The following is a 23,790-nucleotide window of genomic DNA, read 5'->3' on the forward strand; positions in this document are numbered from 1 at the left end:
GAGCTATACTAACCATCTTTAAATTATATTGATTCAACCATTTTTAAAACCAAGTTTGCTGAGTTCTTTGCTGCTTGATCAAGAAATTGATCAAATGATACATTTGACTCTTTTCCTGCTATATCAGACAATGCCCTAATCACAACAAATGGAACATTAAATAAATGACAAACTTGTGCAATTGCGGCTGCTTCCATTTCTCCTGCGTGTAAATCATTAAATTTACTACGAATAAAATCAACTTTTACTGGATCACTTAAGAATGAGTCACCAGTAACTATTAATCCTTTTGTTACTTGGATACCACTAATTTCTTCCGCCTTTTTAACAGCAACATCGACAAGCATTTGATCAGGTATGTAAGATGCAGGTAATCCCGGAACCTGTCCATATTCATAACCGAAAGCAGTAACATCAACATCATTATGCCTTACTTCCGAGGAAATCACGACATCACCAACATTTAATGATGGATGAAATCCACCAGCAGATCCAGTGTTAATCACATAATCAGGTTTATATCGATCTAATAATAAGGTAGTACTCATAGCTGCATTTACTTTTCCGATACCAGATTTTAATAGGACTACCTCTACGCCTTTATAAATTCCTTTTGTAAATTCACTCCCAGCAAAAACCTCTACCTCTCGATTAGTTAATTTTTCTCTAAGTATAGTTACTTCTTCTTCCATTGCACCAATTATTGCTATTTTCATTTTTTCATTTCCTTTCTTTACCTTTGGAATAAAGGTGCTATCCTTCTTTAAACTCTTAATAGTCATAAATAGTAACTAGCGAGATTCTAAGAAAACAGTAACCTTAAATGCTTGTCTTCTCCACACTAGTAGTAAACGCACTTCCAAAGTCTCTAGGATGCCTTCATATTTAATTTATTATTACCACCAAGATATATTATAGTGTACGCTTGCTATTTAACGTGAGCACCAATAAAAGTTTACCTATTTCACGCTTACAAAGCAAGAGTGGTACAATGAATTCAAATAAACATCATGTAATCTGTTCAAAACTACGGGAATTTGATACTATTTTTCTATACTCTTGTATGACTAGAGGTGAAAGAATATGAATTTTCAGCTAGACGTGATTAAGGATAAAATCGAAATATTTGAAGCTACTTCAATAAACGATCTAGAGAAAAGAATAAATGAACAAGTTATTCATAACCAAGCAATTTTATTATCCGTCCATTCAGTTACACATCAAATGCATGTAACTGAGGACGGCAAAAGGTTTTATAGTGCTATTGTTCATTTTAAAGCTACTATTTAGGCACAAAAAGGCAGTGACTGAAAAGTAGTCACTGCCTTTTATACAAATATTTATTACTTCAGTAGAAATGGCCTAATTAATTTTGTTTTTCAATTTTGGTTGGCTTCCAACCCTTGTTTTCAACCCACGTTATATAAACCTTGTATTTTGCAGATTTATCTTTAGGTGAGATCGTACCGGTAGCGTCGTTTGGTGATCCGTTGTTACCTAAAAACCATATTATCATATCAGACTCAGGGATCCCTGTTGCATAGCTAAGTGCCTTTGTCATTTCAGCCCAGTCCTGTGACCCTTTATCATAATTAGCCGCATGAGGCTCTGTTTGAGACGTACCAATTGGTGACCAGCCTGGATTCTCAATGGTTTCTTCAACACCGGATCCTGGTTCACCTTCGGTTATTGTTGGTTGTTCAAGAGGATCTTCATCTTCTTCTGTTTCTTCATCAGCACTCTCCTCAGAGTCCTTTTCTGCGTCTATTTCTTCCTCTGTCTTATCATCTTTCGTCTTGCTATCTTGATTTTTCTCTTTATCTATTTTTTCCTCTTCATTACTTTTTTCTTCATTTGCAAGCTTTATATCAGGTTGTTCGTTGTATTTTGCCGTTTTTTCAGCACTTCCCCCAAACATCAATTGGTACCCAATAAATAAAATTAGTACCGCGACAATTCCTATTAATGTGTTTAATACAACGTTTGTTTTTCTACGCTTATCTCTTTTTTCATAACGAGAGTTTACATGAAAATTACTCAATGTCCTACACTCCTTTTTCCCTCATACCTTCTGTCCTATTCTAGCACTAGAATCTCTTACTATCTAGTTGTTTTATCTGGTCATTTTATACATATTTTCATCACTAGGCAATTAGAATCATATCCTATACATCTATCTAACCGGCAAATCTCCTATAAAGGAATTTACATGTGGTTTAAATAATTCCCTTACTATTCCCTCATCACCTATAGGTGGTTGATAGTGTATGCATTACTTATTTCTGGATTTATTACCACTGTCATGCTAAATAAAATTTACCTCCCATCTATCATTGATAATTCATTGACCATATCGTAAAATGCTGCATTTGTACCAGCCTCGGGACTAGTTGTGTCCATTTCCACGACAACAAGAGCATATTTTGGTTTATTTGATGGGAAATAGCCTGCAAACCATTTGTTATAAAGTTGTTCACCAGCTTCATTCTTTTTACCGATTTGAGCGGTTCCTGACTTACCAGAAACCTCATAATTTAAAGTTTGAAACCTCCTACCAGTTCCCTCCACATCAGTTACAACTAATCTCAGTAGTTCCTGAAGCTTTGATGCTGTAAATGGTGATATTTTTTCACCTTCTAATGAATTAGACGTAAACTCAAACATATTAGTTCCATTTTTATACAATATATTTTCTACGATTTTCACTTGATGTTTTTGACCGCCGCGAGCAATCGTTGCCATCATATTTGCAACCCCTAAAGGAGTAACCTTTACATCCTTTTGACCAATAGCAGTTTGATCAATAGCTCTCTCTACTCCTTTTTCCTTTTCATCTCCCCAAATACTCCCTACCTTCTCGTTAGGAAGCTGCTTAAAATTTTGATAATGAAAAACCTCTCCGCTCCAACCAACAGGTCCAACCAAACCTAATCTTTCAGCCGTATTCTCAATTACATTTTTATCATTTTCCATTAATTCTCGTGCTAATGTGGTAAAGGTGTAATTGCAACTTTTGGCAAAGCTTCTGGAAAAACTAAGATTTCCATCATCCTGGTTTCCATCCAGTTCCCCATGTAAATTTAAATTACAATTAAATTCTCTAGTCGCATCATCTAAACCATATTCAATTGCAGCAGCAGAAATGACTGTTTTAAAAATTGAACCTGGAAATATGGGTTGTATCATTTGATTAATTATTGTTTTGTCATCAGATCGGTTCAGTTTAGGCCAGCTAACCATTGCAAGCACATTATTAGATTCAATATCAAGTAGAACTAATCCACCCTTATTAACTTGCTGTTTACTTAATACATCTTCAGCAACTTGTTGGATTTCTTTGTCAATTGTAGTTTCAACTGTTACAGGATAAAATGGATTAGAATCCGCCATATACTTTACATTTACGCCAAATAGTGGATTACCAGTTCCATCTACATGGTACAGGAGTTTCGTTTCTGCATCAGGTAGAAGAAATTCATCAAATGCATCTTCAAGACCTGTTAGTCCAATTTTTGTTTTATAGGACAAATCCAGACGATCAGGATATTTCTTACGTAGCACCTCTGCATTTTCGCCTGTAATGCCAATAATATGTTCACCAATAGTTTCTTCGACTTTCGTTTGCCGATAAATACCAAAAACACCTGGTATCTTCATATTGTTTATACTTTCTAAATCCGATTTTGATAGCTCTACCCCGTCCTCACTTGAAAGGACAAGTGGTTCTTTCGTATTCTCTAATCTCCTATTCAGCTCCGAACTGGAAATATTAACCTCTTCCGCAAGCTCCCCAACAGGCCATTCAATATTTTTCAAAAATGGAAATAAAACAAGTGAAGGTTCAACTTTATTCCGCAAAGAATCTCCATTACGATCTACGAAACGTCCTCTACCATCATCAATAACCACCTCTTGAGTTCGCTGATTAACACTCTCCTGAACTAAATTAACACCTTTTTTCGAAAAAGACTCCGTATGAATTAATTGGATATCAGCCAATCGGAAAATAATTAAAAAAATTGCTATTACAAAAGCAGAACCAACAAAAATTAACCTTTTTCTTATCAAAACATATCATCTCCTTTCAGGAAAAAGTGCCCTCCTTTTTCCACTCTTTCAGGAAAAAGCGCCTTCCTTTTTCCACTCTTTCAGGAAAAAGCGACCTCCTTTTTCCACTCTTTCAGGAAAAAGCGACCTCCTTTTTCCACTCTTTCAGGAAAAAGTGCCCTCCTTTTTCCACTCTTTCAGGAAAAAGCGACTTCCTTTTTCCACTCTTTCAGGAAAAAGTGCCCTCCTTTTTCCACTCTTTCAGGAAAAAGCGACCTCCTTTTTCCACTCTTTCAGGAAAAAGCGACTTCCTTTTTCCACTCTTTCAGGAAAAAGCGACCTCCTTTTTCCACTCTTTCAGGAAAAAGCGCTCTCCTTTTTCCACTCTTTCAGGAAAAAGCGACCTCCAGATTCTACTCCAGTAATCCACAATCCATAACTACCGCATATTACCAAACAACAAAAAAACACCCCGTCTTCATTTTCGACGAGGTGCTTCTTATCTAAACATATATTAGGAAATTTTCACAATTTTCACAAGCATTTCTCCACCTGGAGTTTGAACTGTTACTTGATCCCCTACTTTTTTACCAATTAAACTCTTAGCAATTGGCGAATCATTTGAAATTTTCCCTTCAAATGGATCTGCCTCTGCACTACCAACTATTGCATACGTTTCTTCGTCACCGTCTGGTAGTTCAGTAAATGTAACAGTTCGACCTAGAGAAACTGAGCTTAAATCTGCTTCTCCCTCGATAATTCTCGCATTACGGATCATGTTTTCTAAAGTTGTCACACGGCCTTCAACAAAAGCTTGTTCTTCTTTAGCGGAATCATACTCTGAGTTCTCTGATAAATCACCGAAGCTACGTGCAATTTTTATTCTTTCAACTACTTCTTTACGTTTAACCGTTTTCAAATATTCAAGCTCCTGCTCAAGTTTATCTTTACCTTCTCTTGTCATAGGAAAAATTTTCTCTTGTGCCATTTCGTACCACTCCTTCTTGTAGACTGTCCCTGTACTTTTAACTAACATTTTGATTCTAGATCTTCAAACGAGTATGTATAAGTTGAAGCCTAATTCAACTATAAAAAGAAGATATAAGTATAAACAATCATATTACCACTTTCACATGTGGGCTAAATAAGAAAATACTTTTATATCCTATTTGACAATGTCAATGAAAAAAGCAAGGGCGGTATGGTGCCCTTAACTTAAAAATAAAAACAACGCCATTCGGTAAAATATATATTCCTATACATAATATGATCACACTACTCTTTATCTATGCTATGTTATTACAAAATCGCATTTAGTTCAAGAATTGTTTGAATTTTTGTCACCATCAAATCAATTGCAACGTGATTTTGTCCCCCCTCTGGGATAATAATATTAGCATATCGTTTCGTGGGTTCGATAAATTGGTTGTGCATTGGTCTTACAACTGAGATATATTGTTCGATAACTGAATCAATGGAACGACCTCGTTCTTTAAGGTCTCGAAGAATCCGACGAATGATACGTAGATCTGCATCTGTATCTACGAAAAGTTTCATATCCATTAGATCACGCAACCGCTCGTCCTCAAGTATTAAGATACCCTCTAGAATAATTACATCCTTAGGTTCAACTACCATAACATCTTCAGATCTTGTATGCAATTTATAATCATATACTGGCTTTTCTATCGAATGATGAGCTAATAATGCTTTTAGATGATCAATTAATAAGTCATTGTCAAAAGCTAATGGGTGATCATAATTAGTATTAAGCCTTTGTTCATATGGTAAGTGACTTTGATCTTTATAATAAAAATCCTGTTCTAACATTAAGATTGAATGTCCTTTAAAATGATCAAAAATTGCTTTTGTTACACTAGTTTTACCAGAACCAGAGCCTCCAGCTACTCCGATAACAACGGGCTTCTTTCGCATCTCTTAGAACCCCTTCCGCATCATATTATGTCTGAATACTGGTTTTTCCACTTTAAATTTCACGATTTGTAGTGGATGACGAGCAGCCTCCAGTTGATTTCCCTTTTCGTCCCATATTGTTTCAATTGTTTGTGTGAAATTTTCAATTTCTGGACCAAAGAACTCAACTGTATCACCAGGTTTAAAGTAATTTCGTTGTTGCAATGTAATTAGTTGTGTTTCTTCATCGAAATTTAGCACAAGTCCTACAAAATCAAATGCTGTTTTCTTAGTATGATCGCCAAACATTTGCTGCTTAAAACCAGGTACACCTTCAAAAAAGGCTGAAGCAGTTTCTCTATTTGCGCATTTGTCTAATTCCCTGATCCATTCAGGGTCTATTGTAAAACGGTCAGGATCTGCACAATATTCGTCAATCACTTTGCGGTATACACTTACAACAGTTGCGATATAATGAATAGATTTCATTCTTCCTTCTATCTTTAAACTATCTATGCCAAGTTCGATCATTTTAGGAATTGACTCAATTAAATTTAAATCTTTCGGACTCATTGCAAACGCTGGGTCATTCTCATCAAAGAGGGCAACTTCTTTATCGTTATCTACCTTAAATAGATCATAATCCCAGCGACAAGATTGACAACAGCCACCACGGTTAGAATCTCTAGCTGTCATATGGTTACTTAATGTACAACGCCCTGAATAGGCAATACACATGGCACCATGAACAAACGCCTCAATCTCAATATCAACCTTTTCCTTCATTTCTCTTATCTCTTCAGCTCCTGTTTCTCGAGCTAAAACAACACGCTCTAGACCCTCTTCCTTCCAAAATTGTACAGCTTTCCAATTTGAAAGTGATTGCTGTGTACTCAAATGCACCTCAAGATTAGGAGCAACATGTTTACACGTTTCAATAATCAATGGATCTGCAACGATTATCCCTGCTACACCAGCATTTTGTAGTCCAATTAAATAGTCTTCAAGTCCGTCCATATTTTCATTATGAGCGAAAATATTTGTTGTAACATAGATTTTTGCCCCATACTTTTGAGCGAAACGAACTCCTTCAGCCATTTCTTCATGTGTAAAATTTCCTGCATTGGATCTCAACCCATAATCTTGTCCACCAATAAAGACAGCATCTGCACCATAATGGACAGCTATTTTTAACTTTTCTAGATTTCCTGCAGGAGCTAGCAATTCTGGTTTTTTTGTAATCACCCGTTTACCATTAATTATGCGGGAAATTTTATCTTCTACTACAGTCATTCTTTTCACTCCTTATATTGCCATGTAGAATTTAACACCATACCCATGCCATCAATAAACCGTTTCTTTGAAGAAGAACCCTGTATCTAAAGGTCTATTTTTCGCCTGCATTTCTTGAATTTCTTCTAATAATGTTTCTTTTATCTCTTCGTAATCTGCATTACTAGACACACACAAATCAATGGCTTTTCGATACTTTTTGGTTATTTCAATAATATAGTGAGATGTTTGAAGAATTCCATCAATTTTAAAACAATCAACGCCCTCATCAATCATTTCACTTAGCTCATCAATAATACACATATCATTTGGACTCATAATATGCGTACCATTTGCATCCTCATATATTGGATATTTATTATTGCGTTCTGGATCAAATAAAAACATTAACTCTTTATTTGTTCTATTTTCAACCTTTAACGCCTTACCTTGGAACTCAAAGTAGTTACCTAATAAAGTCCGTTTCGATTGGAACATACACGTCATACCATGTACCTGCACTTCAATTTCTACCTCAGCATGTTCCTTGGTTTCAATAATCGCATCCATGCTTAATTCACGAGCTAGAACAGCTCTCTTACTACCTTTTCTTCCCCAATAGTTACATGAATACCAATTAGTAGCGGTTGTTTCGGTATTCCAGTGTAACTTTATGTCTGGAGCAACTTCTTTTGCTACCATGAGGACAGCAGGATCCCCAAATACTACTGCATCCACATTTACTTCATTCAAAAAAGTTAAATAGTCAGCTAATTCATCTATCATATTATTGTGAAAAATGGCATTCATAGCTACATAGACATTTTTATTATATTGACGAGCAATATTGATCACTTCTTTAACATGTTCCTTAAAAAAATCCCCAGCTAAACGGAGCCCAAATTTTTGTTCTCCAATTAGAAATGCATCCGCACCTGCTTGAATTAGCGGCAGAATGTCGTCGACTGTTTTTGGTGTAACTAATAATTCTGGTTTTCTCATTTTTAACACCTCATTTAAACATATAGGACTATTGAAAAAATCTTTTAACTCGCCAATTTCTTAACTTCTGAATACAGCTAAATATCCTTTTATTAAGAACTTATACTTCCTCATTATTTTCGTTTTGTGATAGCAATCCCATCACCGACTGGAATAATTGTTGTTTCATATTTTTCCAATGTATATAAAAAATGATTATAGTCATTTAGTTTCCTTACCATTGTCCTTTGTCTTCTCGTTTTTAACTCAGAACGATCTCGTGCCACCGTTCCTTTGAATAAAACATTATCTGTGTATATCATACCTACGTCAGTTAACATAGGTTCATAAAGGGTGAAAAACTTACTGTATTTTGCTTTTGTTGCGTCAATAAATAGTGCATCAAAAGGACCATATTTTCTTATTTCCTCTGATAATAATAGTGCATCACCGTGCAAAACATGGATGCGTTCTTCTAATCCGAACTCCTTTATATGTCGTTTTGCTAGTTGTAATCGTTCTTCATCTAGTTCTACAGTAATAATCTCAGTATTTGGGAGCTTTAAAGCCATCCGTATCGCAGAATACCCGATAGCCGTTCCAACTTCTAGAATTCTTTTTGGCTGTTGCATAGAGAGTAAAAGCAATAGAACTTCTATCCCTGTTTTTTCCATTATCGGCACATCATGCTGTTCTGCAAAATCTTCCATTTGTTTAACAGTTTGTGGTCGATCAGGTATAAGGTTTTCTAAATAGGTCAGTACTTCCTCGTTTAACATGATTGCCTCCAAATCATTTACTTCAGTTTCTTTCAATATGGCTCTTTAAGGCATAAAACAAAATAGCAAATAGTAAGGTTCTGATTATCCTGTTTGACAAATACACCTTAAATAAGACTATGACGATGAAATTGAAAAATCTACCCAAAAATAAGAGCCTCATCAATGAGAACTCTTTGCATGTAAAATATTGTGTAATTAGGATGACTCTCACGATCAGGATATATTTATGTATACCAAGTAGCAAGGCTTATTCCTGTCTTTACTCAAACTTTTTTAATAAGTCTCTTTTCTAAATTTTGAATTTTTATATGGGAATTGAAGCTATGTTGCAGAGGAAACGACTAAGTATTAATCGGAAATAGCCTCCCATAAAACGTATCCTATTATCAACTCGATATATTTTACCATAATGAGAAAGGGAAAGCGAATTTATACATTCTCCTTCCCTTTTATATTAGCTCTATTAAAATTGAAGGTTGATTCCCGTTCCAGCTTTCGCTTTCCGCATACACTGGGAGCTCCCCGGCTTATGCCGCCTGCCGGGTTCCCAAGACTTGATTCTCCTGCAGTAGTCTCACACGTCTTCCACTTCAATCAGCATAGCGTAATAAATCGTAAGCTTTAACATACCCCTTATATTATTGGTTTGTTATATGCTTATTTTTTTCATTATTGTGCTCTTCAAGTGTCTTTGTAAAGATGACTTCCCCTTCTTTTGTAGCTAGGAAATATAAAAAGTCTGTATTCTCTGGTGATAATGTTGCTTTTAATGAGCTCTCTCCTGCATTAGCAATTGGACCTGGGGGAAGTCCTTTATTTTTATACGTATTATATGGCGACACAACTTCTAGATCTTTATATAGCACACGGTCTTTATGTTCACCAAGTGAATATAACACTGTCGGATCTGTTTGCAATGGCATATCTTGTTCAAGTCGATTATAAAAAACGCTCGATATTTTTTCTCGATCTGCCTTTTCCGTAGCTTCTTCCTCAATTAGAGAAGCCATTGTAACAAACTGATGAATGCTCATTTCTCGTTCAAGTAACTGTGGGATATACTTTACAACCACTTCATTCATTTTTTCAATCATCGGTTCAATAACTTCCTCGATTGTTGGTTCTTTTTTATAGTATGGGTATGTTGCCGGGAATAAATAACCTTCAAGTGCGTATTTTATATCTTCCCCATAAATATCATTTGTAAGTAATTCGGGATATTTGGCTTGCATTAGCTCAATAAACTCTTTATTCTTCAATTTTTCAAGAATTTCTTCTTCACTAAATGGAGCCTTTTTGGCAACGATTGAGGCAATTTCGTCTAGCTGTCTACCTTCTGGTATTGTAATTTGAAAAACAGCATTTTCCATTAGCTTACCTTGTTTTAAGCTTTCAATGATATCAGTAAAAGTCATTGATTTTTTAAATTGATAATCACCTGCTTGAAAGCCTGCTTCGTTCTTAAATTTAATATAATATTTAAAAACTCGTGCATCCTTAATAATATTGTTTTCTTCCAATATTCTTGAAATAGAAGAAACGGAAGATCCAATTGGTACAGTAACTTCAACTACTTTTTGGTCACCGGGATCTACTGGTTCTAAAGCTGATTTAATATATAGATAACCACCCCCGATAAGACCAGAAAAGGAAATGATTAATATGATAAAAACAGTTAACACTATTTTTCTAACAACCTTCGCCTCTTTTTGTTTTTCTAGAAGTTTTTTACGGAATGTATCCTTATTCGAATCTACATCAGACATACATATCCTCCTCTCACCCCAAATATTATACTACAAAGTTCCTTATATTTCGGCAACTTTTCATAAAAAATGGATTAGTGAATAAAATTTAAGAGATTACGAAGGTAGTATATCGATCGGATTTTATCATACAATCTTTGGTTCAATAGCTAAAAATAGGACTATTTTACCTGATTATTAAAATTAAAAACGGGAACTTTGAAAAAATAGAGAATATAAGAAATTTAATACATCCTAAATGAACTATCCAATCACAATATTTACCAAGTAGAAAAAATAAGGATAAAAAAAATGCAAGAAGAATAATCTTCTCACATCTTACAATATCTATTCAGCTTCCTCTTCATCAAGGAATGTATTTAGCATCTCTTCAATTAAATCCCATTCTTCTTCAGTCTCGATTGGTTGAAGCTCACCGTCTTCACCCTCAGCATGTGGATTAAAACTTGAAGCATGAATTTCAATCTCCTCACTATCATCCTCTTCAGCACCTAATGGATAATATAAAACATAGGACTTTTTATATTCTTCTGATTCAAACGTAAATAAAATCTCACATAGCTGTTCGTTGCCATTCTCATCTATTACAGTAATTTGTTTTTCTCCGTGTTCCATAACAGTCACCTCTTTATAGTAGTCAATACTTAATTTAAGCTATCTAAATAGCCTTGTAAAATCATAACTGCTGCCATCTTATCGATGACCAATTTACGTTTCTTTCGACTAACATCAGCTGAAATGAGCATTTTCTCTGCAGCCATTGTTGTTAGACGTTCATCCCAAAGTATCACTGGAAGCTTATATTTTTTTGTTAAAATATCAGCAAATTTTTGACTTGCTTCAGCTCTCGGTCCAATGGTTCCATTCATGTTCTTAGGTATTCCAAGAACAATCTTTTCAACACCATGTTCCTTGATGATTTCAGAAATTCGTGCAAAGTTATAATCTCGGTTTGCTTCATTAATTTTAATTGTTTCAATCCCTTGGGCTGTCCAGCCCAGCTCATCACTTAATGCTACTCCAAGTGTTTTAGAGCCTAAGTCTAATCCTAATATGCGCATATTATGCCTCTCGGTTTTTTTGTAGGTAAGATTTAACTAACTCCTCAATTAATTCATCCCGCTCAAGCTTGCGGATTAAATTTCGTGCATCTCGATGACGAGGAATGTAGGCAGGATCACCAGAAAGCAAATAACCAACGATTTGATTAATTGGATTATAGCCTTTTTCTTGTAATGCATCGTAAACGGTATAAAGGACCTCATTAACATTTGTTTCAACCGACTCATCAGAAAAATTAAATTTCATCGTCTTATCAAATGAACTCATCTTTGCACCTCTTTCTGGATTCAAAATAGGAATCTGCTTGACCATTTATACCTACATTCTACACTACTTTTCTCAATTATAAAACGGATTCAACCCATTCTTCGACAAACTCTAGCGCTTTTGAAAGATTTTCAGGTTTTTTTGCACCAGCTTGGGCCATTTCTGGTCGCCCGCCACCTTTTCCCCCACAAAGCTCAGCAACTTCTTTTATTAATTTTCCTGCATGATATCCCTTTTCGACTAAATCTTTCGTAACACCTGCTACAAGATTAACCTTTTCATCCTCAACTGCACCAAGAACAACAATAGCTGATTGAAGTTTATTTTTCAAGTCATCCATCATTCCTCGTAAACTATTCATATCTTTGGCATTTACTTTTGCTGCTAGAACCGTTATTCCATTAATTGTTTTAGCATTATCCACAATACTATTGGCTTCAAGATTCCCGAGCTTTCCTGTTAATGACTCATTCTCTCTTTGCAAAGCTCGGTTATCTTGTAGTAGAGCCTCTATTCTCGAAACTATTTCCTTAGGGTTAGCTTTAATTAATCCAGCAGCAGCGTTTAATTTGTCTAGCTGTTCATTAATCAATTGATATGCAGCTTTTCCAGTAACTGCTTCGATTCGTCTTGTACCTGCCCCGATTCCAGTCTCGGTGATAATTTTAAACAAACCGATCGTAGCGGTATTATCAACATGGCATCCACCACAAAGTTCAAGGCTATACTCACCAACTTGTACAACGCGAACCATTTCTCCATATTTTTCTCCAAACAGAGCCATAGCTCCCATTTCCTTCGCTTCTTTTAGTGATTTTGTTTCGATGTTAACAGCAATACTTTTCCAAATTTTTTCATTCACAATTTGTTCAATCTCAGTAATTTCCTCTTGAGTTACTTGGCCAAAATGTGAAAAGTCAAAGCGCAGTCGATCAGCTGTTACTAATGACCCTGCCTGGTTTACATGGGTACCAAGAACATCCTTTAATGCTTGGTGTAATAAATGGGTAGCAGTATGGTTTTTTACGATGCCTTTACGATTATCCTCATTTACAATTGCTGTAAAATCATCCCCAGATTGGATCGTTCCTGCTTCGATTACAACATGATGAAGATTTTGTCCATTTGGTGCTTTTTGAACATTCCTTACCCGAAGTTTTGCTTTATCACTTGTTAATAAACCCTCATCAGCTATTTGCCCACCACTCTCCGCATAGAATGGAGTTTTAGTTAATATTAGTTGAACTTCGTCGCCTTCATTCGCTTCTTTGATGACTTTTCCGTCCTTTACTAATACAATAACTGAAGCATTTTTTTCGGTTAATTGGTTATATCCAACAAACTCACTTTTATCCTTTATTTCACCTAATATACCGCCTTGAACTTGCATAGAATCAACCTTTTGGATCGCTGCACGAGCTCGATCACGTTGTCTTCCCATTTCTTGTTCAAACCCAGTAAGATCGATCTTCATTCCTTCTTCTTCAGCATACTCTTCAGTTAATTCATAAGGAAAGCCATATGTATCGTATAAACGGAAAACATCTTCACCAGGAACGATATAGCTACCTTTATCCTTTTGGGCCTTGACTACTTCATTCAGTATAACCAAACCATCATTTAAAGTTTCAAGGAAACGTTCTTCTTCACTTTTTATCACTTTTTGAATGAAGTCTGTTTTTGTTTTTACCTCTGGATAAAAATCAACCATTACTTCAGCAACCACGGGCACTAATTCATACATAAATGGACGATTAATGTTAAGTTGTTTCGCATAGCGAACAGCTCTTCTAAGCAAGCGACGTAACACATAGCCACGGCCTTCATTTGAAGGGATTGCACCATCACTGATAGCAAAACTTACTGTCCGCACATGATCAGCAATAATCTTAAAAGCAATATCCTTTTCTTTATCTTGGCGATATACTTCATTTGAAATTTGTTCAGTTGCTTTGATAATCGGGATAAATAAATCTGTATCATAGTTTGTTTCAACATTTTGTATAATTGAAACCATACGTTCAAGCCCCATACCTGTATCAATGTTTTTCTTAGGTAAAGGAGTATACGAACCATCAGGGTTGTGATTAAATTGTGAAAAGACAAGATTCCACACTTCTAAATAACGATCATTTTCTCCGCCTGGGTATAATTCCGAATCCTCTGGATCATTACCATATCCTTCGCCTCTGTCAAAGAAGATCTCAGTATTTGGTCCACTCGGTCCTTCACCAATATCCCAAAAGTTTCCTTCCAAACGGATAATACGTTCTTCAGGTATTCCAATTCTATCCTTCCAAAGGTCGAATGCTTCTTGGTCTTCTGGATGGATTGTAACCGATAATTTTTCCTGATCAAAACCTATCCATTTTTCACTCGTGAGAAATTCCCATGCCCAATCAATAGCCTCGACCTTAAAGTATTCACCAATTGAAAAATTCCCTAACATTTCAAAAAAAGTATGATGTCTTGCTGTCTTTCCTACATTCTCAATATCATTTGTACGAATTGACTTTTGCGCATTACATATTCTTGGGTTTGCTGGAATCACACGGCCATCAAAGTATTTTTTTAATGTTGCTACTCCGCTATTAATCCAAAGTAATGTTGGGTCTTCATGGGGAACAAGTGACGCACTAGGTTCTACCGCATGCCCTTTTTCTTTAAAGAAATCTAAAAACATTTGACGAACTTCAGATGATTGTAAATTTTTCATATGTATCCTCCTTAAATCATTTACTAAATAAAATGAATTTTACTAACAAACATGAAAAAACTCAAAAACTCCCGCCCCTGTGTAAAGAATCTCCTCTTTCCACAGGGACGAGAGTTAACTCGCGGTACCACCCTGATTATGAACAAACATATGAGTAACGACTAAAGTATCCCCGGCTACTCAAATTTTCTAGTGCCGATGTACTTAATTTATCACTCTTGAATAGTTCATCACCTTTATAACCGTAACGTGGATTAAACGGCAGTTTTTTCTGCACTTAGGAATAGCTTTCTGTTGTCCTATCTTTAGAATTTCTCACAGCCTACGGAAATTCTTCTCTGATTAAGCGGCCACAACATACTTTGTTCCATCATTGATTTAGTCATATTCTATCGTGATTATAGACAAGCATATCCTAAATGTCAATGATCCCTTTTTAACTCAACAAGATGCTCAATCATGACTCTTCCGATAACAACTACAGGTACCGCTAGCATTAACCCAAGAATCCCACCAATTTCTCCACCTGCTAATAGTGCGAGCATAATAATAATTGGATGCATATGAAGACTCTTCCCGACGACTATGGGACCTAGTATATTGCCTTCTAAAAACTGAAGACAGAGAATTAAAACAATGACAATAATAACTGTTTGAACAGATGTTGTAGCAGCGATTATTAGCGCAGGGACAGCTCCTATTATTGGACCAAAATAAGGGATAATATTTGTTATTCCAATTAATAAACCTAAAATTAATGGATACTTCACATGAAAAAACCAAAGAGTTAGAGAGGCTATACTTCCAATAATAAAGCAAACAAATAACTGTCCTCTTAGATAACTTCCTAATGAATGGTCGATATCCTTTAAAAACTGAATGGCTGAGCACCGCCACTTCCTAGGAGTCAAATACCAAGCAGCTTTTTTTAATTGTTCATAGTCCTTTAACATATAGAAAACTAAAAATGGAATGATTGCAAGCAACAATAAATAATCGAATATACCCTTTAAACTGTTTATGACTTTTTCAACAGTCAAAACTAGCCACTCTTCAGTTTGCTGGAACATTATTTCAATTCGATCATGAATACCTTCAGGCCAATGATTGGTATGGTCGTGTATCGAATTGATCCAATAATTATAGGTAGACGAAACCTTCGGAAGGTTCTCAGAAAGGTCAATAAGCTGATTCACTAAAACAGGGACCCCACGATAGAAGGAATAACCTATTATTCCAAAGAATAGGAAATATATAATTAAAATTGAAATGGATCTTGGTACACCCGTTCGATGCAACTTTTCAATAACTGGATGAAGTAAGTACGTAATAAAGCCGCTAATTAGAAAAGGAATAAAAATTGCTTTCAGCATCAGAAAAAATGGAACCCAAATGTTATGAAGCTTAAAAAAGATATAAATCGTTAACAGGCCTAATAATAGGATCATTATACGTAATAACCACTTGATTTGGCGCTCTCTCATAACCTTCCCCCTCTTCCATATATTGCTTAATAATAGGGGTTTTTATTCTACTTAGATGAAAAAGAACCAAATAATTCTTTTATAAAGACTGGTTTTCACTGAGATTTTTGTTTTTCGTACTATGCTTCTTTACGTATATAGCCTGTCGCTCTTTTCGCATAATTACTTTGCATAAAAATAAGAGCTGATACAATATCAGCTCTTATTACTCCTACTAAAACATGTTTGTAATACGTTTACGCATTTTTTTCATTGAACGATTAGATGTCATGTTAGAATTACGAGCAAAATAATAAGCAGCTGCACCAATTCCCACTGAAACTAATGAAGTTACTGCACCTCTCATAATAAATCTCCCCTTTACATGCTTATTGATCGTTCATCATCAGAAAATAAATCATCAAGTGAACTTAAGCTTCCATCCTCTTCAACTTGGTGAGTTAATATTTTCCCTTTTGCAACAGAAAGTTCTATAAAACAGCTCCAGCAATAATATTGATTGACACCAATCTTCCCTAGGTCTTTGCTTTTACAATTCGGACATAATAACAAACGGGCACACCTCTTTTTACAGTCATAAGTCTATGACGATCGCATCTTTGCTTAACGTAAAAGGTTCACCAGAAGCTTTTACTACTTTCTTCCCTTCGGAGATGTCAGCAAAAAATCCGTCCGTCAATTTGTATGCCTCAATTGTGCCCATTTGCTCTGAAAAGTATACATCTTCCAATAAACCCAGCTTCTCACCTTCTTTTGTGAGAACTGTTTTATTGCGAAAATCATCGTACGTATTATAAACGTAGTTTTCTTTCATATCATGTATTGAAAATAGCATATTTCGATCATGAACCATAATCCCATTTTCACCTAATGCATGAATAGACTCAATAGGTATAAAGCGATCACGATGAAACAGCCCTTTTCCGTCCATTAATAGCCCGAAAACAATGCCCTCAGGAGAGATTGTTATATCCACAATATGACCTAGGAGATCCGCACTCTTATTGCAATAAACTGGGAGCCCTTTTAAGGTTGAAAATGTTCGCAAAGAAATCTCCACCTCTCCGAACACTATTATCATTAGCCTTCTTCCATAAAGTCATACGGTGAAACGTTTTCCATACCAATATTTGCATCAGTAATTGGAAATGGTAGCTCTTTTTGTAATTCATCAATTTCTTCAACACCACTGAGCTTAAGCATCAAACTTGTTTGCCTTTCAGAACTGTCACTATTCGAGATTCCCCATTGCAAGGCGTCGATCTCTCCACACATTACTAATGAACGTTTACTCCTTGTAATCGCCGTATAGATTAGGTTGCGACGAAGCATCCTATAGTAGCCCTTTACAACAGGCATCACGACAATTGGAAATTCACTTCCCTGTGACTTATGAATGGAACAACAAAAAGCATGTGTGAATTGAGTGAAATCTTGTTTTGTATAGGTAACCTCATTACCTTCAAAGGAAACTATGATCATGTCTTCTTTTTCGGTATTCTCTTTCGCATAAAAAATTGAAACAATTTCTCCGATATCACCATTGTATACATTACTTTCAGGTTGATTAACTAGTTGGAGAACCTTATCACCATTACGGTAAATTACTTCTCCAAAGGCCATTTCTCTTTTTCCAGGAGTTTTTGGATTAAATAATTCTTGAAGTAATTTGTTTAGTTGATCGATACCTGCAGGTCCTCTGTACATCGGGGCTAAGATTTGAATATCTCTAGCTGTATACCCTTTTTTGATCGCACTTTTAATAACCTTTTCAATCACCTCTTTCATTTGTCCTTGAGTGCATTGAATAAATGAGCGATCTGAGGTTGGAGATCCGATATCTTGTGGCATTCTTCCCTGTTTAATGTCATGAGCTAGCTCAATAATTGAAGAGCCCTCTGCTTGGCGGTATATATCAGTTAAGCGTACAGTAGGAACGATTTTTGATGCCAATAAATCTCGAAGTACTTGCCCAGGACCAACTGATGGTAGTTGATCTTCATCACCAACCATAACGACTTGTATTTGACTAGGAAGTGCTTTAAACAATTGATTAGCGATCCAGATATCAACCATTGATACCTCATCAACAACAAGTAATTTCCCAGCAATTGGATTATCCTCATCGTGTTCAAAGCCATCCGCACCATTCCATTTTAATAATCGGTGGATTGTAACTGCAGGAAGACCTGTGGCCTCACTCATTCGTTTAGCTGCTCGTCCTGTTGGAGCTACAAGCAAAATTGGAAAGGGATCATCTCCTTTATAGTCATTTGTTTCTAGAGAACAGCCATGTAAATCAGCAAATAACTCGACAATCCCCTTAATCACAGTTGTTTTCCCTGTTCCAGGTCCACCAGTTAATAGTAGCATCGGTGACATCAGTGCTTTTTGAATAGCATCTTTTTGCGTTGGTGCATATTGTACCTTCATTCTTTCTTCTAGCTTGCCAAGGGAAAGTAAGAATTCTGACTCTGGAAAAAGTTCATCATACTCTGTTTGTTCAAGTACCTTTTTTATATTTTTCACTAAACCTTGTTCAGCATAAAATAGAGAAGGAAGATATGCACGCTCCTCTTCCACAATCACTTTCTTTTCATTACCTAATCCGATTATCTCTGCTTGTATATCAGTTTCTTGTATCAACTCTTGTTGGGAATGGCCTAACAATTCCTTGGTCTTATCGATTAATTGTTCGATTGTCAAATAAACATGACCCTCTTGAAGGCTCATGTATTCGATGTTATATAGACATGCTGCTCTTATTCGTTCAGGACTATTACCAGAGATGCCTATATGTTTACCCAATTCATCTGCGCGACCAAAACCAATACCTTCAACATCATGGACTAATTGGTACGGATTTTCCTGAATGATATGTAATGTTTTATCCTGATAGACTTGATAAACTTTCATTGCAAGCTGTGGTCCAAAGCCGAATTGATTGAGTGTGATCATGATCTGCTCTAATCCTTGGTGAGCTACAAGGGATTCAACAAGTTGTTTCGCTTTATCCTTTTTCACCCTAGGTATATCATCTAGAATAGCTGGATTCTGTAAAATTTTAGCGATTGCGGATTCGCCTAATTTTTCTACTATTGCTTCTGCCGTTTTTTTACCGATGCCTTTAAATAGATCACTTGATAAGTATTGTATGATTCCTTCCTTTGTATGAGGAATCTCTTTCCTAAAGTGTTCTGTTTGAAATTGCAGACCAAATTTAGGATGATTCTTAAAAGTACCGAAGAAGGTGTAAGTGTCGTCTTCATGCAGGAGTGGAAAGTAACCAGTCACGGTAATCTCTTTATCTTCAATGTTTTCACTAGTTTCATGAACCCTAACTTTTAATACTGAGTATAAATTTTGTTCATTATGAAAAATGACAACCTTAACTAAACCTTTTACAAATCGTTCATTTTCCCCGAATAAATCTGCACTTTCCTGCATGAACCTTATCTCCCTTTCACTTTAGTTTTCACTAATGATTTTTAATGCATGTCCTGCTAACAAGTGATCAGGTTGTATGGACAAAGCTTGTTCGAGCATTTCTTTCGCTTTTATTGCTTCCTCTTTATAAGCATAAGCAACCCCTAAATTATAAAATGCGTCTGCATGTTCCTGGTCCAATTTTATCACTGAATGAAATTGGTTCATTGCTTCCTCAACCAAATCTTGCTGTGCAAGACATAAGCCAAATTGGAAGTGAGCATCAATATCCTCATGATTCAGTTCAACTGCTCGTTGAAAATAAGGGAGAGCCAAACGATTATGATCGAGATTCACAAGACACATTCCTAGCATAAAATGTAAGTCTCCTTCATCCAAGCCATTTTTCAATGCCTTTTCATACATATTTTTAGCTTCATTGTATTTTTCGAGATTAAAATAGACATTTCCTGCACCATAATAGGCCGTTGCTAGTTCCTCGTCCATATCTATTGCTTTTTCGTAAAACGTTAATGCCTTATCAAGCTCATTAACTGCCGACAATAAGTTACCAAAATTAATATAGCTAATTGGATCATTTGGATTTGATTCTATTGCTTCTGAGAAAGCTGTTGCTGCTTCTTCAAAATCTCCTTTTTGCATTGCTTCGATTCCACGTTGATTATTATCCATTTTAAACCTACTTTCTTCCGTATGTATTATGATTTTTTCTCCAATTGAAATCGTTACATTTAATTGACCAAGTGCTTTTAAATTTAATTGATCCGTTACCTTACTAATCTAAAAATAACCATAATAAGAATTTTGTAATTTTATATCTGATAACAGATAAAAAGTAAAAGGGGTTGACTCAGCCAATGTGTCAACCCCTTTTAAAATTAGGCTCTGTAAACTTGAATGTTAATTTTCGTTCCATGCGGTCCGAGAGCCTCCTCGGTGCCTTGCGGCTGTAGGGTCTCCCATTGACGCGCCTTTCACTACAATCAACAAAGTGTGGTAAATCAACCTTATGTTTTAACATAACCTGATAGGTAAATAGGTTCTCTAAAACAAGATTCCTTTTCTTGTTTTAGCAGGGCTATTTTGATAACGTTCACTCACCTTATCCTACATACCAAATCTTTTCTCCATCTTTATACACATTGTCAATTGTTCCGCCACCTAAACATACTTCACCATCATAGAAGACAACAGCTTGTCCAGGTGTTACTGCACGGATAGGCTTCTTAAATATTACCTTTGCAGTTGTTTCATCAATCATAGTTACAACTACGTCATTATCTTCTTGGCGATAACGGAATTTAGCAGTACATGAGAAGTCAGTTACAGATTTATTTGAAACCCAGCTAACATTTGTGGCAGTAATTGATTCAGAGTATAATCGTTCATTATGAAACCCTTGATCAACAAACAAGATGTTTTTCTTGAGGTCTTTTCCAATCGCAAACCATGGTTCGCCACTTCCACCGATACCTAAGCCATGACGTTGCCCTATTGTGTAATACATAAGGCCATCATGTTTCCCCATAACTTCTCCATCAAGAGTTTGCATAAGTCCAGGTTGAGCTGGTAAATAGCCGCTTAAAAATTCTTTAAAGTTCCGTTCACCAATAAAACAAATACCTGTACTATCTTTTTTTGTTGCAGTCGCTAAATTTGCTTCTTTAGCCATTTCACGGACTTTTGGTTTTTCAATATCCCCTAGAGGGAACATTACTTTTGAAAGCTGTTCTTGACCTAATTGATTAAGGAAATACGTTTGATCCTTGTTTTCATCGATTCCTCTTAGCATTTTGTATTCACCATCACGATATTCCACGCGTGCATAATGACCTGTAGCTAAATAATCCGCACCAAGTGAGATTGCATGTTCTAAAAATGCCTTGAATTTAATTTCTTTATTACACATTACGTCTGGATTTGGTGTTCTCCCTGCTTTATATTCATCTAGAAAATAAGTAAACACCTTGTCCCAATATTGCTTTTCAAAATTAACTGCATAATAAGGAATACCAATTTGATTACACACTTCTATTACATCATTGTAATCCTCTGTGGCAGTACAAATTCCATTTTCATCTGTATCGTCCCAATTTTTCATAAAGATGCCAATTACATCATAACCTTGCTCTTTTAAACGGAGTGCCGCTACTGAAGAGTCAACTCCTCCAGACATCCCAACAACTACTCTAATATCTTTAGGGTCTTTTTTCATGCTCCCCACCTCCTATTACTCTACGCTGTTGCTCGATTAATTATTTTGGCTATCTCATGTGCTGCATATTGAATGTCTTCAAGGCTTGTTCCATATCCGAAACTAAAGCGGATCGAGGATAGAATTCGGTCCGACTTTTTGCCAAACATCGCTACTAATACATGAGATGGATCGACTGAACCCGCTGTACATGCCGAACCGCTAGAAGCGGCAATTCCAGCTAGATCTAAATTAACTAATAATGATTCAATATGTGTACCTGGAAAGTAAACGTTAAAAACATGGGGTAATCCAGTTAATGCTCCATTTATCTCATATTGAAGCTTGTTTTCTTCAAAAATCATACTCATTTCAAGTTTATATGCTTTGTATTGATCCACTCTTTGTTCAATTGAAGCTATTGCAAGGTTGGCAGCTAAACTAAAACCATATATACCGGAAACATTTTCAGTTCCAGCTCTTCGCTTAAGCTCTTGATCACCACCATATAAAGAAGGCTTAAGCTTTATCCCTGATCTTACATAGAGCAAGCCTACACCTTTAGGACCGTTTATTTTATGTGCTGATACCGTTAATAGATCAACACCTAGTGTTTTTACATTGATCTTCTCCATACCAAATGCTTGTACAGCATCTGTATGAAAAAGGGCTTGATGGTCTTTTAATAAGGTAGCAATTTCGTTAATTGGCTGTATAGCACCAACTTCATTATTTCCAAACATAATTGAAACAAGAATTGTCTGATCTGTAAGGGATTCCTTTAATTGATCAATCGTGATGACACCTTGCTCATTCACAGGTAAATACGTAACAGAAAACCCGCTCTTCTCTAAATACTTACAAGCATTTAATACAGCATGGTGCTCCACCTGTGTCGTAATAATGTGTTTACCTTCATGAGCATTAGCTAAAGCTGTTCCTACTACTGCTAAATTGTCCGCTTCCGTACCACCACTGGTAAAAATAATCTCTGAAGGTATTGCTCCTATTTTACTTGCAAGGTTTCTTCTCGATTCGTCCAGAAGACGTCGAGCTTCTCTACCAAATGAATGAATACTTGAAGGGTTACCGAAGTTATTCAACATAATCGGCAACATTTCTTCTGCTACTTGTGGATGCAATGGTGAAGTTGCCGCATGATCTAAATAGACTTGTTTCACGGACAACCCTCCTTTCTAAAAGTAATTAGTAATTTCCCACTAAACTTAAGACTGTTTTCGTACTTAGATTTACTTCGAATAAGGTCTATCTTAATGCTCCTTTATAAAAAAGAACTACTATACGTTTTTAGCCTGTCATCTTGTTCTATCCGCTTAATTCCATTGTCATTTTCTGTTAAAATCGTTTCAATGCATATATTAAAAACCAAAAAGCTGCTTTTTACTAGCCAAGAGCAAGAAACTTTTAGTAAAGAGCTTAAATATAAAACATATAAGGCTCTTGTTCACCTTCAGTGTAGCTTGCAAGGTCTTCTAATGTAGTATTATCTAGAACATTTTTAACCGCATCACGTATTTTTATCCAAAGTTGTCTTTTTGCAGGTTCTTCATCTTCAAGTACTTCAACTGGTGTTATCGGTCCTTCTAAAACTCGAATTATATCTCCTGATGTAATCGAAATTGGTTCATCACCTAGGATGTAACCACCGTATGCTCCACGAATACTTTTAACTAGACCGGCATTTCGCAACGGTGCGACAAGCTGCTCTAAATAATGCTCTGACAAGTTATGAGCTTGGGCAATACTTTTTAGTGATGTCGGTCCCTCACCATGTCTTTTTGCTAACTCAATCATAATCGTTAATCCATAACGACCTTTTGTTGATATTTTCATACTA

23 protein-coding genes are annotated in these 23,790 nt (G+C 35.9%); 1 reads left to right on the plus strand and 22 read right to left on the minus strand.

Annotation, left to right across the window (positions count from 1 at the left end; genetic code table 11):
• Window positions 1-23 precede the first annotated feature (23 nt).
• Window positions 24-716 carry a 5'-methylthioadenosine/S-adenosylhomocysteine nucleosidase gene (gene mtnN / locus AC6CHR_RS04200; protein ID WP_498247257.1) on the minus strand — a complete coding sequence of 231 codons (693 nt, stop codon included), beginning with the start codon at window positions 714-716 and terminating at the stop codon, window positions 24-26.
• A gap of 367 nt (window positions 717-1,083) precedes the next feature.
• Between mtnN and AC6CHR_RS04205 the strand changes: the two genes are divergently transcribed.
• Window positions 1,084-1,290, plus strand: coding sequence for a DUF2536 family protein (locus AC6CHR_RS04205; protein ID WP_498247258.1), 207 nt, complete (start codon window positions 1,084-1,086; stop codon window positions 1,288-1,290).
• A gap of 76 nt (window positions 1,291-1,366) precedes the next feature.
• On the opposite strand, the gene AC6CHR_RS04210 is transcribed toward AC6CHR_RS04205, so the two are convergent.
• From AC6CHR_RS04210 to cymR, 21 genes are all read right to left on the minus strand, one after another.
• On the minus strand, window positions 1,367-2,041 hold the full coding sequence (locus tag AC6CHR_RS04210; protein WP_498247260.1) for a YrrS family protein: 675 nt from the start codon (window positions 2,039-2,041) through the stop codon (window positions 1,367-1,369).
• Window positions 2,042-2,316: 275 nt separating this feature from the next.
• Window positions 2,317-4,068: a peptidoglycan D,D-transpeptidase FtsI family protein gene (locus AC6CHR_RS04215; protein WP_498247261.1), complete on the minus strand. Its 1,752-nt coding sequence runs from the start codon at window positions 4,066-4,068 to the stop codon at window positions 2,317-2,319.
• A 493-nt stretch (window positions 4,069-4,561) separates the two neighbouring features.
• Entirely contained in the window at window positions 4,562-5,035 is a 474-nt protein-coding gene (greA, locus tag AC6CHR_RS04220) for a transcription elongation factor GreA (protein WP_498247262.1), read from the minus strand.
• Between the two features lie 311 nt (window positions 5,036-5,346).
• Window positions 5,347-5,982 carry a uridine kinase gene (gene udk, locus AC6CHR_RS04225; protein ID WP_498247263.1) on the minus strand — a complete coding sequence of 212 codons (636 nt, stop codon included), beginning with the start codon at window positions 5,980-5,982 and terminating at the stop codon, window positions 5,347-5,349.
• A gap of 3 nt (window positions 5,983-5,985) precedes the next feature.
• Window positions 5,986-7,254, minus strand: a complete 1,269-nt coding sequence (locus AC6CHR_RS04230) for a peptidase U32 family protein (RefSeq protein WP_498247264.1) — start codon at window positions 7,252-7,254, stop codon at window positions 5,986-5,988.
• A gap of 51 nt (window positions 7,255-7,305) precedes the next feature.
• The gene (locus tag AC6CHR_RS04235) at window positions 7,306-8,235 is read right to left on the minus strand and encodes a peptidase U32 family protein (RefSeq protein ID WP_498247266.1); all 930 of its coding nucleotides are present in this window, start codon (window positions 8,233-8,235) and stop codon (window positions 7,306-7,308) included.
• Between the two features lie 113 nt (window positions 8,236-8,348).
• Entirely contained in the window at window positions 8,349-8,993 is a 645-nt protein-coding gene (locus AC6CHR_RS04240) for an O-methyltransferase (protein ID WP_498247267.1), read from the minus strand.
• Between the two features lie 641 nt (window positions 8,994-9,634).
• Window positions 9,635-10,762 (minus strand): endolytic transglycosylase MltG, encoded by a 1,128-nt coding sequence (mltG, locus tag AC6CHR_RS04245; RefSeq protein WP_498247268.1) that lies wholly within the window; start codon window positions 10,760-10,762, stop codon window positions 9,635-9,637.
• Window positions 10,763-11,089: 327 nt separating this feature from the next.
• Window positions 11,090-11,377 (minus strand): DUF1292 domain-containing protein, encoded by a 288-nt coding sequence (locus tag AC6CHR_RS04250; RefSeq protein WP_498247269.1) that lies wholly within the window; start codon window positions 11,375-11,377, stop codon window positions 11,090-11,092.
• A gap of 29 nt (window positions 11,378-11,406) precedes the next feature.
• Window positions 11,407-11,823, minus strand: a complete 417-nt coding sequence (gene ruvX / locus AC6CHR_RS04255; protein WP_498247270.1) for a Holliday junction resolvase RuvX — start codon at window positions 11,821-11,823, stop codon at window positions 11,407-11,409.
• 1 nt (window position 11,824) lies between these two features.
• Window positions 11,825-12,091 carry an IreB family regulatory phosphoprotein gene (locus AC6CHR_RS04260; protein ID WP_498247271.1) on the minus strand — a complete coding sequence of 89 codons (267 nt, stop codon included), beginning with the start codon at window positions 12,089-12,091 and terminating at the stop codon, window positions 11,825-11,827.
• Window positions 12,092-12,167: 76 nt separating this feature from the next.
• Window positions 12,168-14,807 (minus strand): alanine--tRNA ligase, encoded by a 2,640-nt coding sequence (gene alaS / locus AC6CHR_RS04265; protein WP_498247272.1) that lies wholly within the window; start codon window positions 14,805-14,807, stop codon window positions 12,168-12,170.
• 422 nt (window positions 14,808-15,229) lie between these two features.
• Entirely contained in the window at window positions 15,230-16,291 is a 1,062-nt protein-coding gene (locus tag AC6CHR_RS04270) for an AI-2E family transporter (protein ID WP_498247273.1), read from the minus strand.
• Between the two features lie 214 nt (window positions 16,292-16,505).
• Window positions 16,506-16,637: a YrzQ family protein gene (locus AC6CHR_RS04275; protein WP_498247274.1), complete on the minus strand. Its 132-nt coding sequence runs from the start codon at window positions 16,635-16,637 to the stop codon at window positions 16,506-16,508.
• A 14-nt stretch (window positions 16,638-16,651) separates the two neighbouring features.
• The gene (locus AC6CHR_RS04280) at window positions 16,652-16,843 is read right to left on the minus strand and encodes a YrzR-like zinc ribbon domain (RefSeq protein ID WP_498247275.1); all 192 of its coding nucleotides are present in this window, start codon (window positions 16,841-16,843) and stop codon (window positions 16,652-16,654) included.
• A gap of 22 nt (window positions 16,844-16,865) precedes the next feature.
• Window positions 16,866-17,339: a PRC-barrel domain-containing protein gene (locus AC6CHR_RS04285; protein WP_498247276.1), complete on the minus strand. Its 474-nt coding sequence runs from the start codon at window positions 17,337-17,339 to the stop codon at window positions 16,866-16,868.
• Window positions 17,340-17,371: 32 nt separating this feature from the next.
• Window positions 17,372-19,738 carry an SF1B family DNA helicase RecD2 gene (recD2, locus tag AC6CHR_RS04290; protein ID WP_498247277.1) on the minus strand — a complete coding sequence of 789 codons (2,367 nt, stop codon included), beginning with the start codon at window positions 19,736-19,738 and terminating at the stop codon, window positions 17,372-17,374.
• 21 nt (window positions 19,739-19,759) lie between these two features.
• Window positions 19,760-20,410, minus strand: coding sequence for a tetratricopeptide repeat protein (locus AC6CHR_RS04295; protein WP_498247278.1), 651 nt, complete (start codon window positions 20,408-20,410; stop codon window positions 19,760-19,762).
• 430 nt (window positions 20,411-20,840) lie between these two features.
• Window positions 20,841-21,953, minus strand: coding sequence for a tRNA 2-thiouridine(34) synthase MnmA (mnmA, locus tag AC6CHR_RS04300; protein WP_498247279.1), 1,113 nt, complete (start codon window positions 21,951-21,953; stop codon window positions 20,841-20,843).
• Between the two features lie 20 nt (window positions 21,954-21,973).
• On the minus strand, window positions 21,974-23,113 hold the full coding sequence (locus AC6CHR_RS04305) for a cysteine desulfurase family protein (RefSeq protein ID WP_498247280.1): 1,140 nt from the start codon (window positions 23,111-23,113) through the stop codon (window positions 21,974-21,976).
• Window positions 23,114-23,369: 256 nt separating this feature from the next.
• Window positions 23,370-23,786 (minus strand): cysteine metabolism transcriptional regulator CymR, encoded by a 417-nt coding sequence (cymR, locus tag AC6CHR_RS04310; RefSeq protein WP_498247281.1) that lies wholly within the window; start codon window positions 23,784-23,786, stop codon window positions 23,370-23,372.
• Between the last annotated feature and the right edge of the window lie 4 nt (window positions 23,787-23,790).

It is taken from the genome of Metabacillus sp. GQ13, from assembly GCF_059758525.1.

Coding starts and splice junctions, on each gene's coding strand:
- mtnN (WP_498247257.1), bottom strand. CDS start 716: ATGAAAATAGCAATAATTGGTGCAATGGAAGAAGAAGTAACTATACTT.
- AC6CHR_RS04205 (WP_498247258.1), top strand. CDS start 1,084: ATGAATTTTCAGCTAGACGTGATTAAGGATAAAATCGAAATATTTGAA.
- greA (WP_498247262.1), bottom strand. CDS start 5,035: ATGGCACAAGAGAAAATTTTTCCTATGACAAGAGAAGGTAAAGATAAA.
- udk (WP_498247263.1), bottom strand. CDS start 5,982: ATGCGAAAGAAGCCCGTTGTTATCGGAGTAGCTGGAGGCTCTGGTTCT.
- AC6CHR_RS04230 (WP_498247264.1), bottom strand. CDS start 7,254: ATGACTGTAGTAGAAGATAAAATTTCCCGCATAATTAATGGTAAACGG.
- AC6CHR_RS04235 (WP_498247266.1), bottom strand. CDS start 8,235: ATGAGAAAACCAGAATTATTAGTTACACCAAAAACAGTCGACGACATT.
- AC6CHR_RS04240 (WP_498247267.1), bottom strand. CDS start 8,993: ATGTTAAACGAGGAAGTACTGACCTATTTAGAAAACCTTATACCTGAT.
- mltG (WP_498247268.1), bottom strand. CDS start 10,762: ATGTCTGATGTAGATTCGAATAAGGATACATTCCGTAAAAAACTTCTA.
- AC6CHR_RS04250 (WP_498247269.1), bottom strand. CDS start 11,377: ATGGAACACGGAGAAAAACAAATTACTGTAATAGATGAGAATGGCAAC.
- ruvX (WP_498247270.1), bottom strand. CDS start 11,823: ATGCGCATATTAGGATTAGACTTAGGCTCTAAAACACTTGGAGTAGCA.
- AC6CHR_RS04260 (WP_498247271.1), bottom strand. CDS start 12,091: ATGAGTTCATTTGATAAGACGATGAAATTTAATTTTTCTGATGAGTCG.
- alaS (WP_498247272.1), bottom strand. CDS start 14,807: ATGAAAAATTTACAATCATCTGAAGTTCGTCAAATGTTTTTAGATTTC.
- AC6CHR_RS04270 (WP_498247273.1), bottom strand. CDS start 16,291: ATGAGAGAGCGCCAAATCAAGTGGTTATTACGTATAATGATCCTATTA.
- AC6CHR_RS04275 (WP_498247274.1), bottom strand. CDS start 16,637: ATGAGAGGTGCAGTAACTTCATTAGTTTCAGTGGGAATTGGTGCAGCT.
- recD2 (WP_498247277.1), bottom strand. CDS start 19,738: ATGCAGGAAAGTGCAGATTTATTCGGGGAAAATGAACGATTTGTAAAA.
- AC6CHR_RS04295 (WP_498247278.1), bottom strand. CDS start 20,410: ATGGATAATAATCAACGTGGAATCGAAGCAATGCAAAAAGGAGATTTT.
- mnmA (WP_498247279.1), bottom strand. CDS start 21,953: ATGAAAAAAGACCCTAAAGATATTAGAGTAGTTGTTGGGATGTCTGGA.
- cymR (WP_498247281.1), bottom strand. CDS start 23,786: ATGAAAATATCAACAAAAGGTCGTTATGGATTAACGATTATGATTGAG.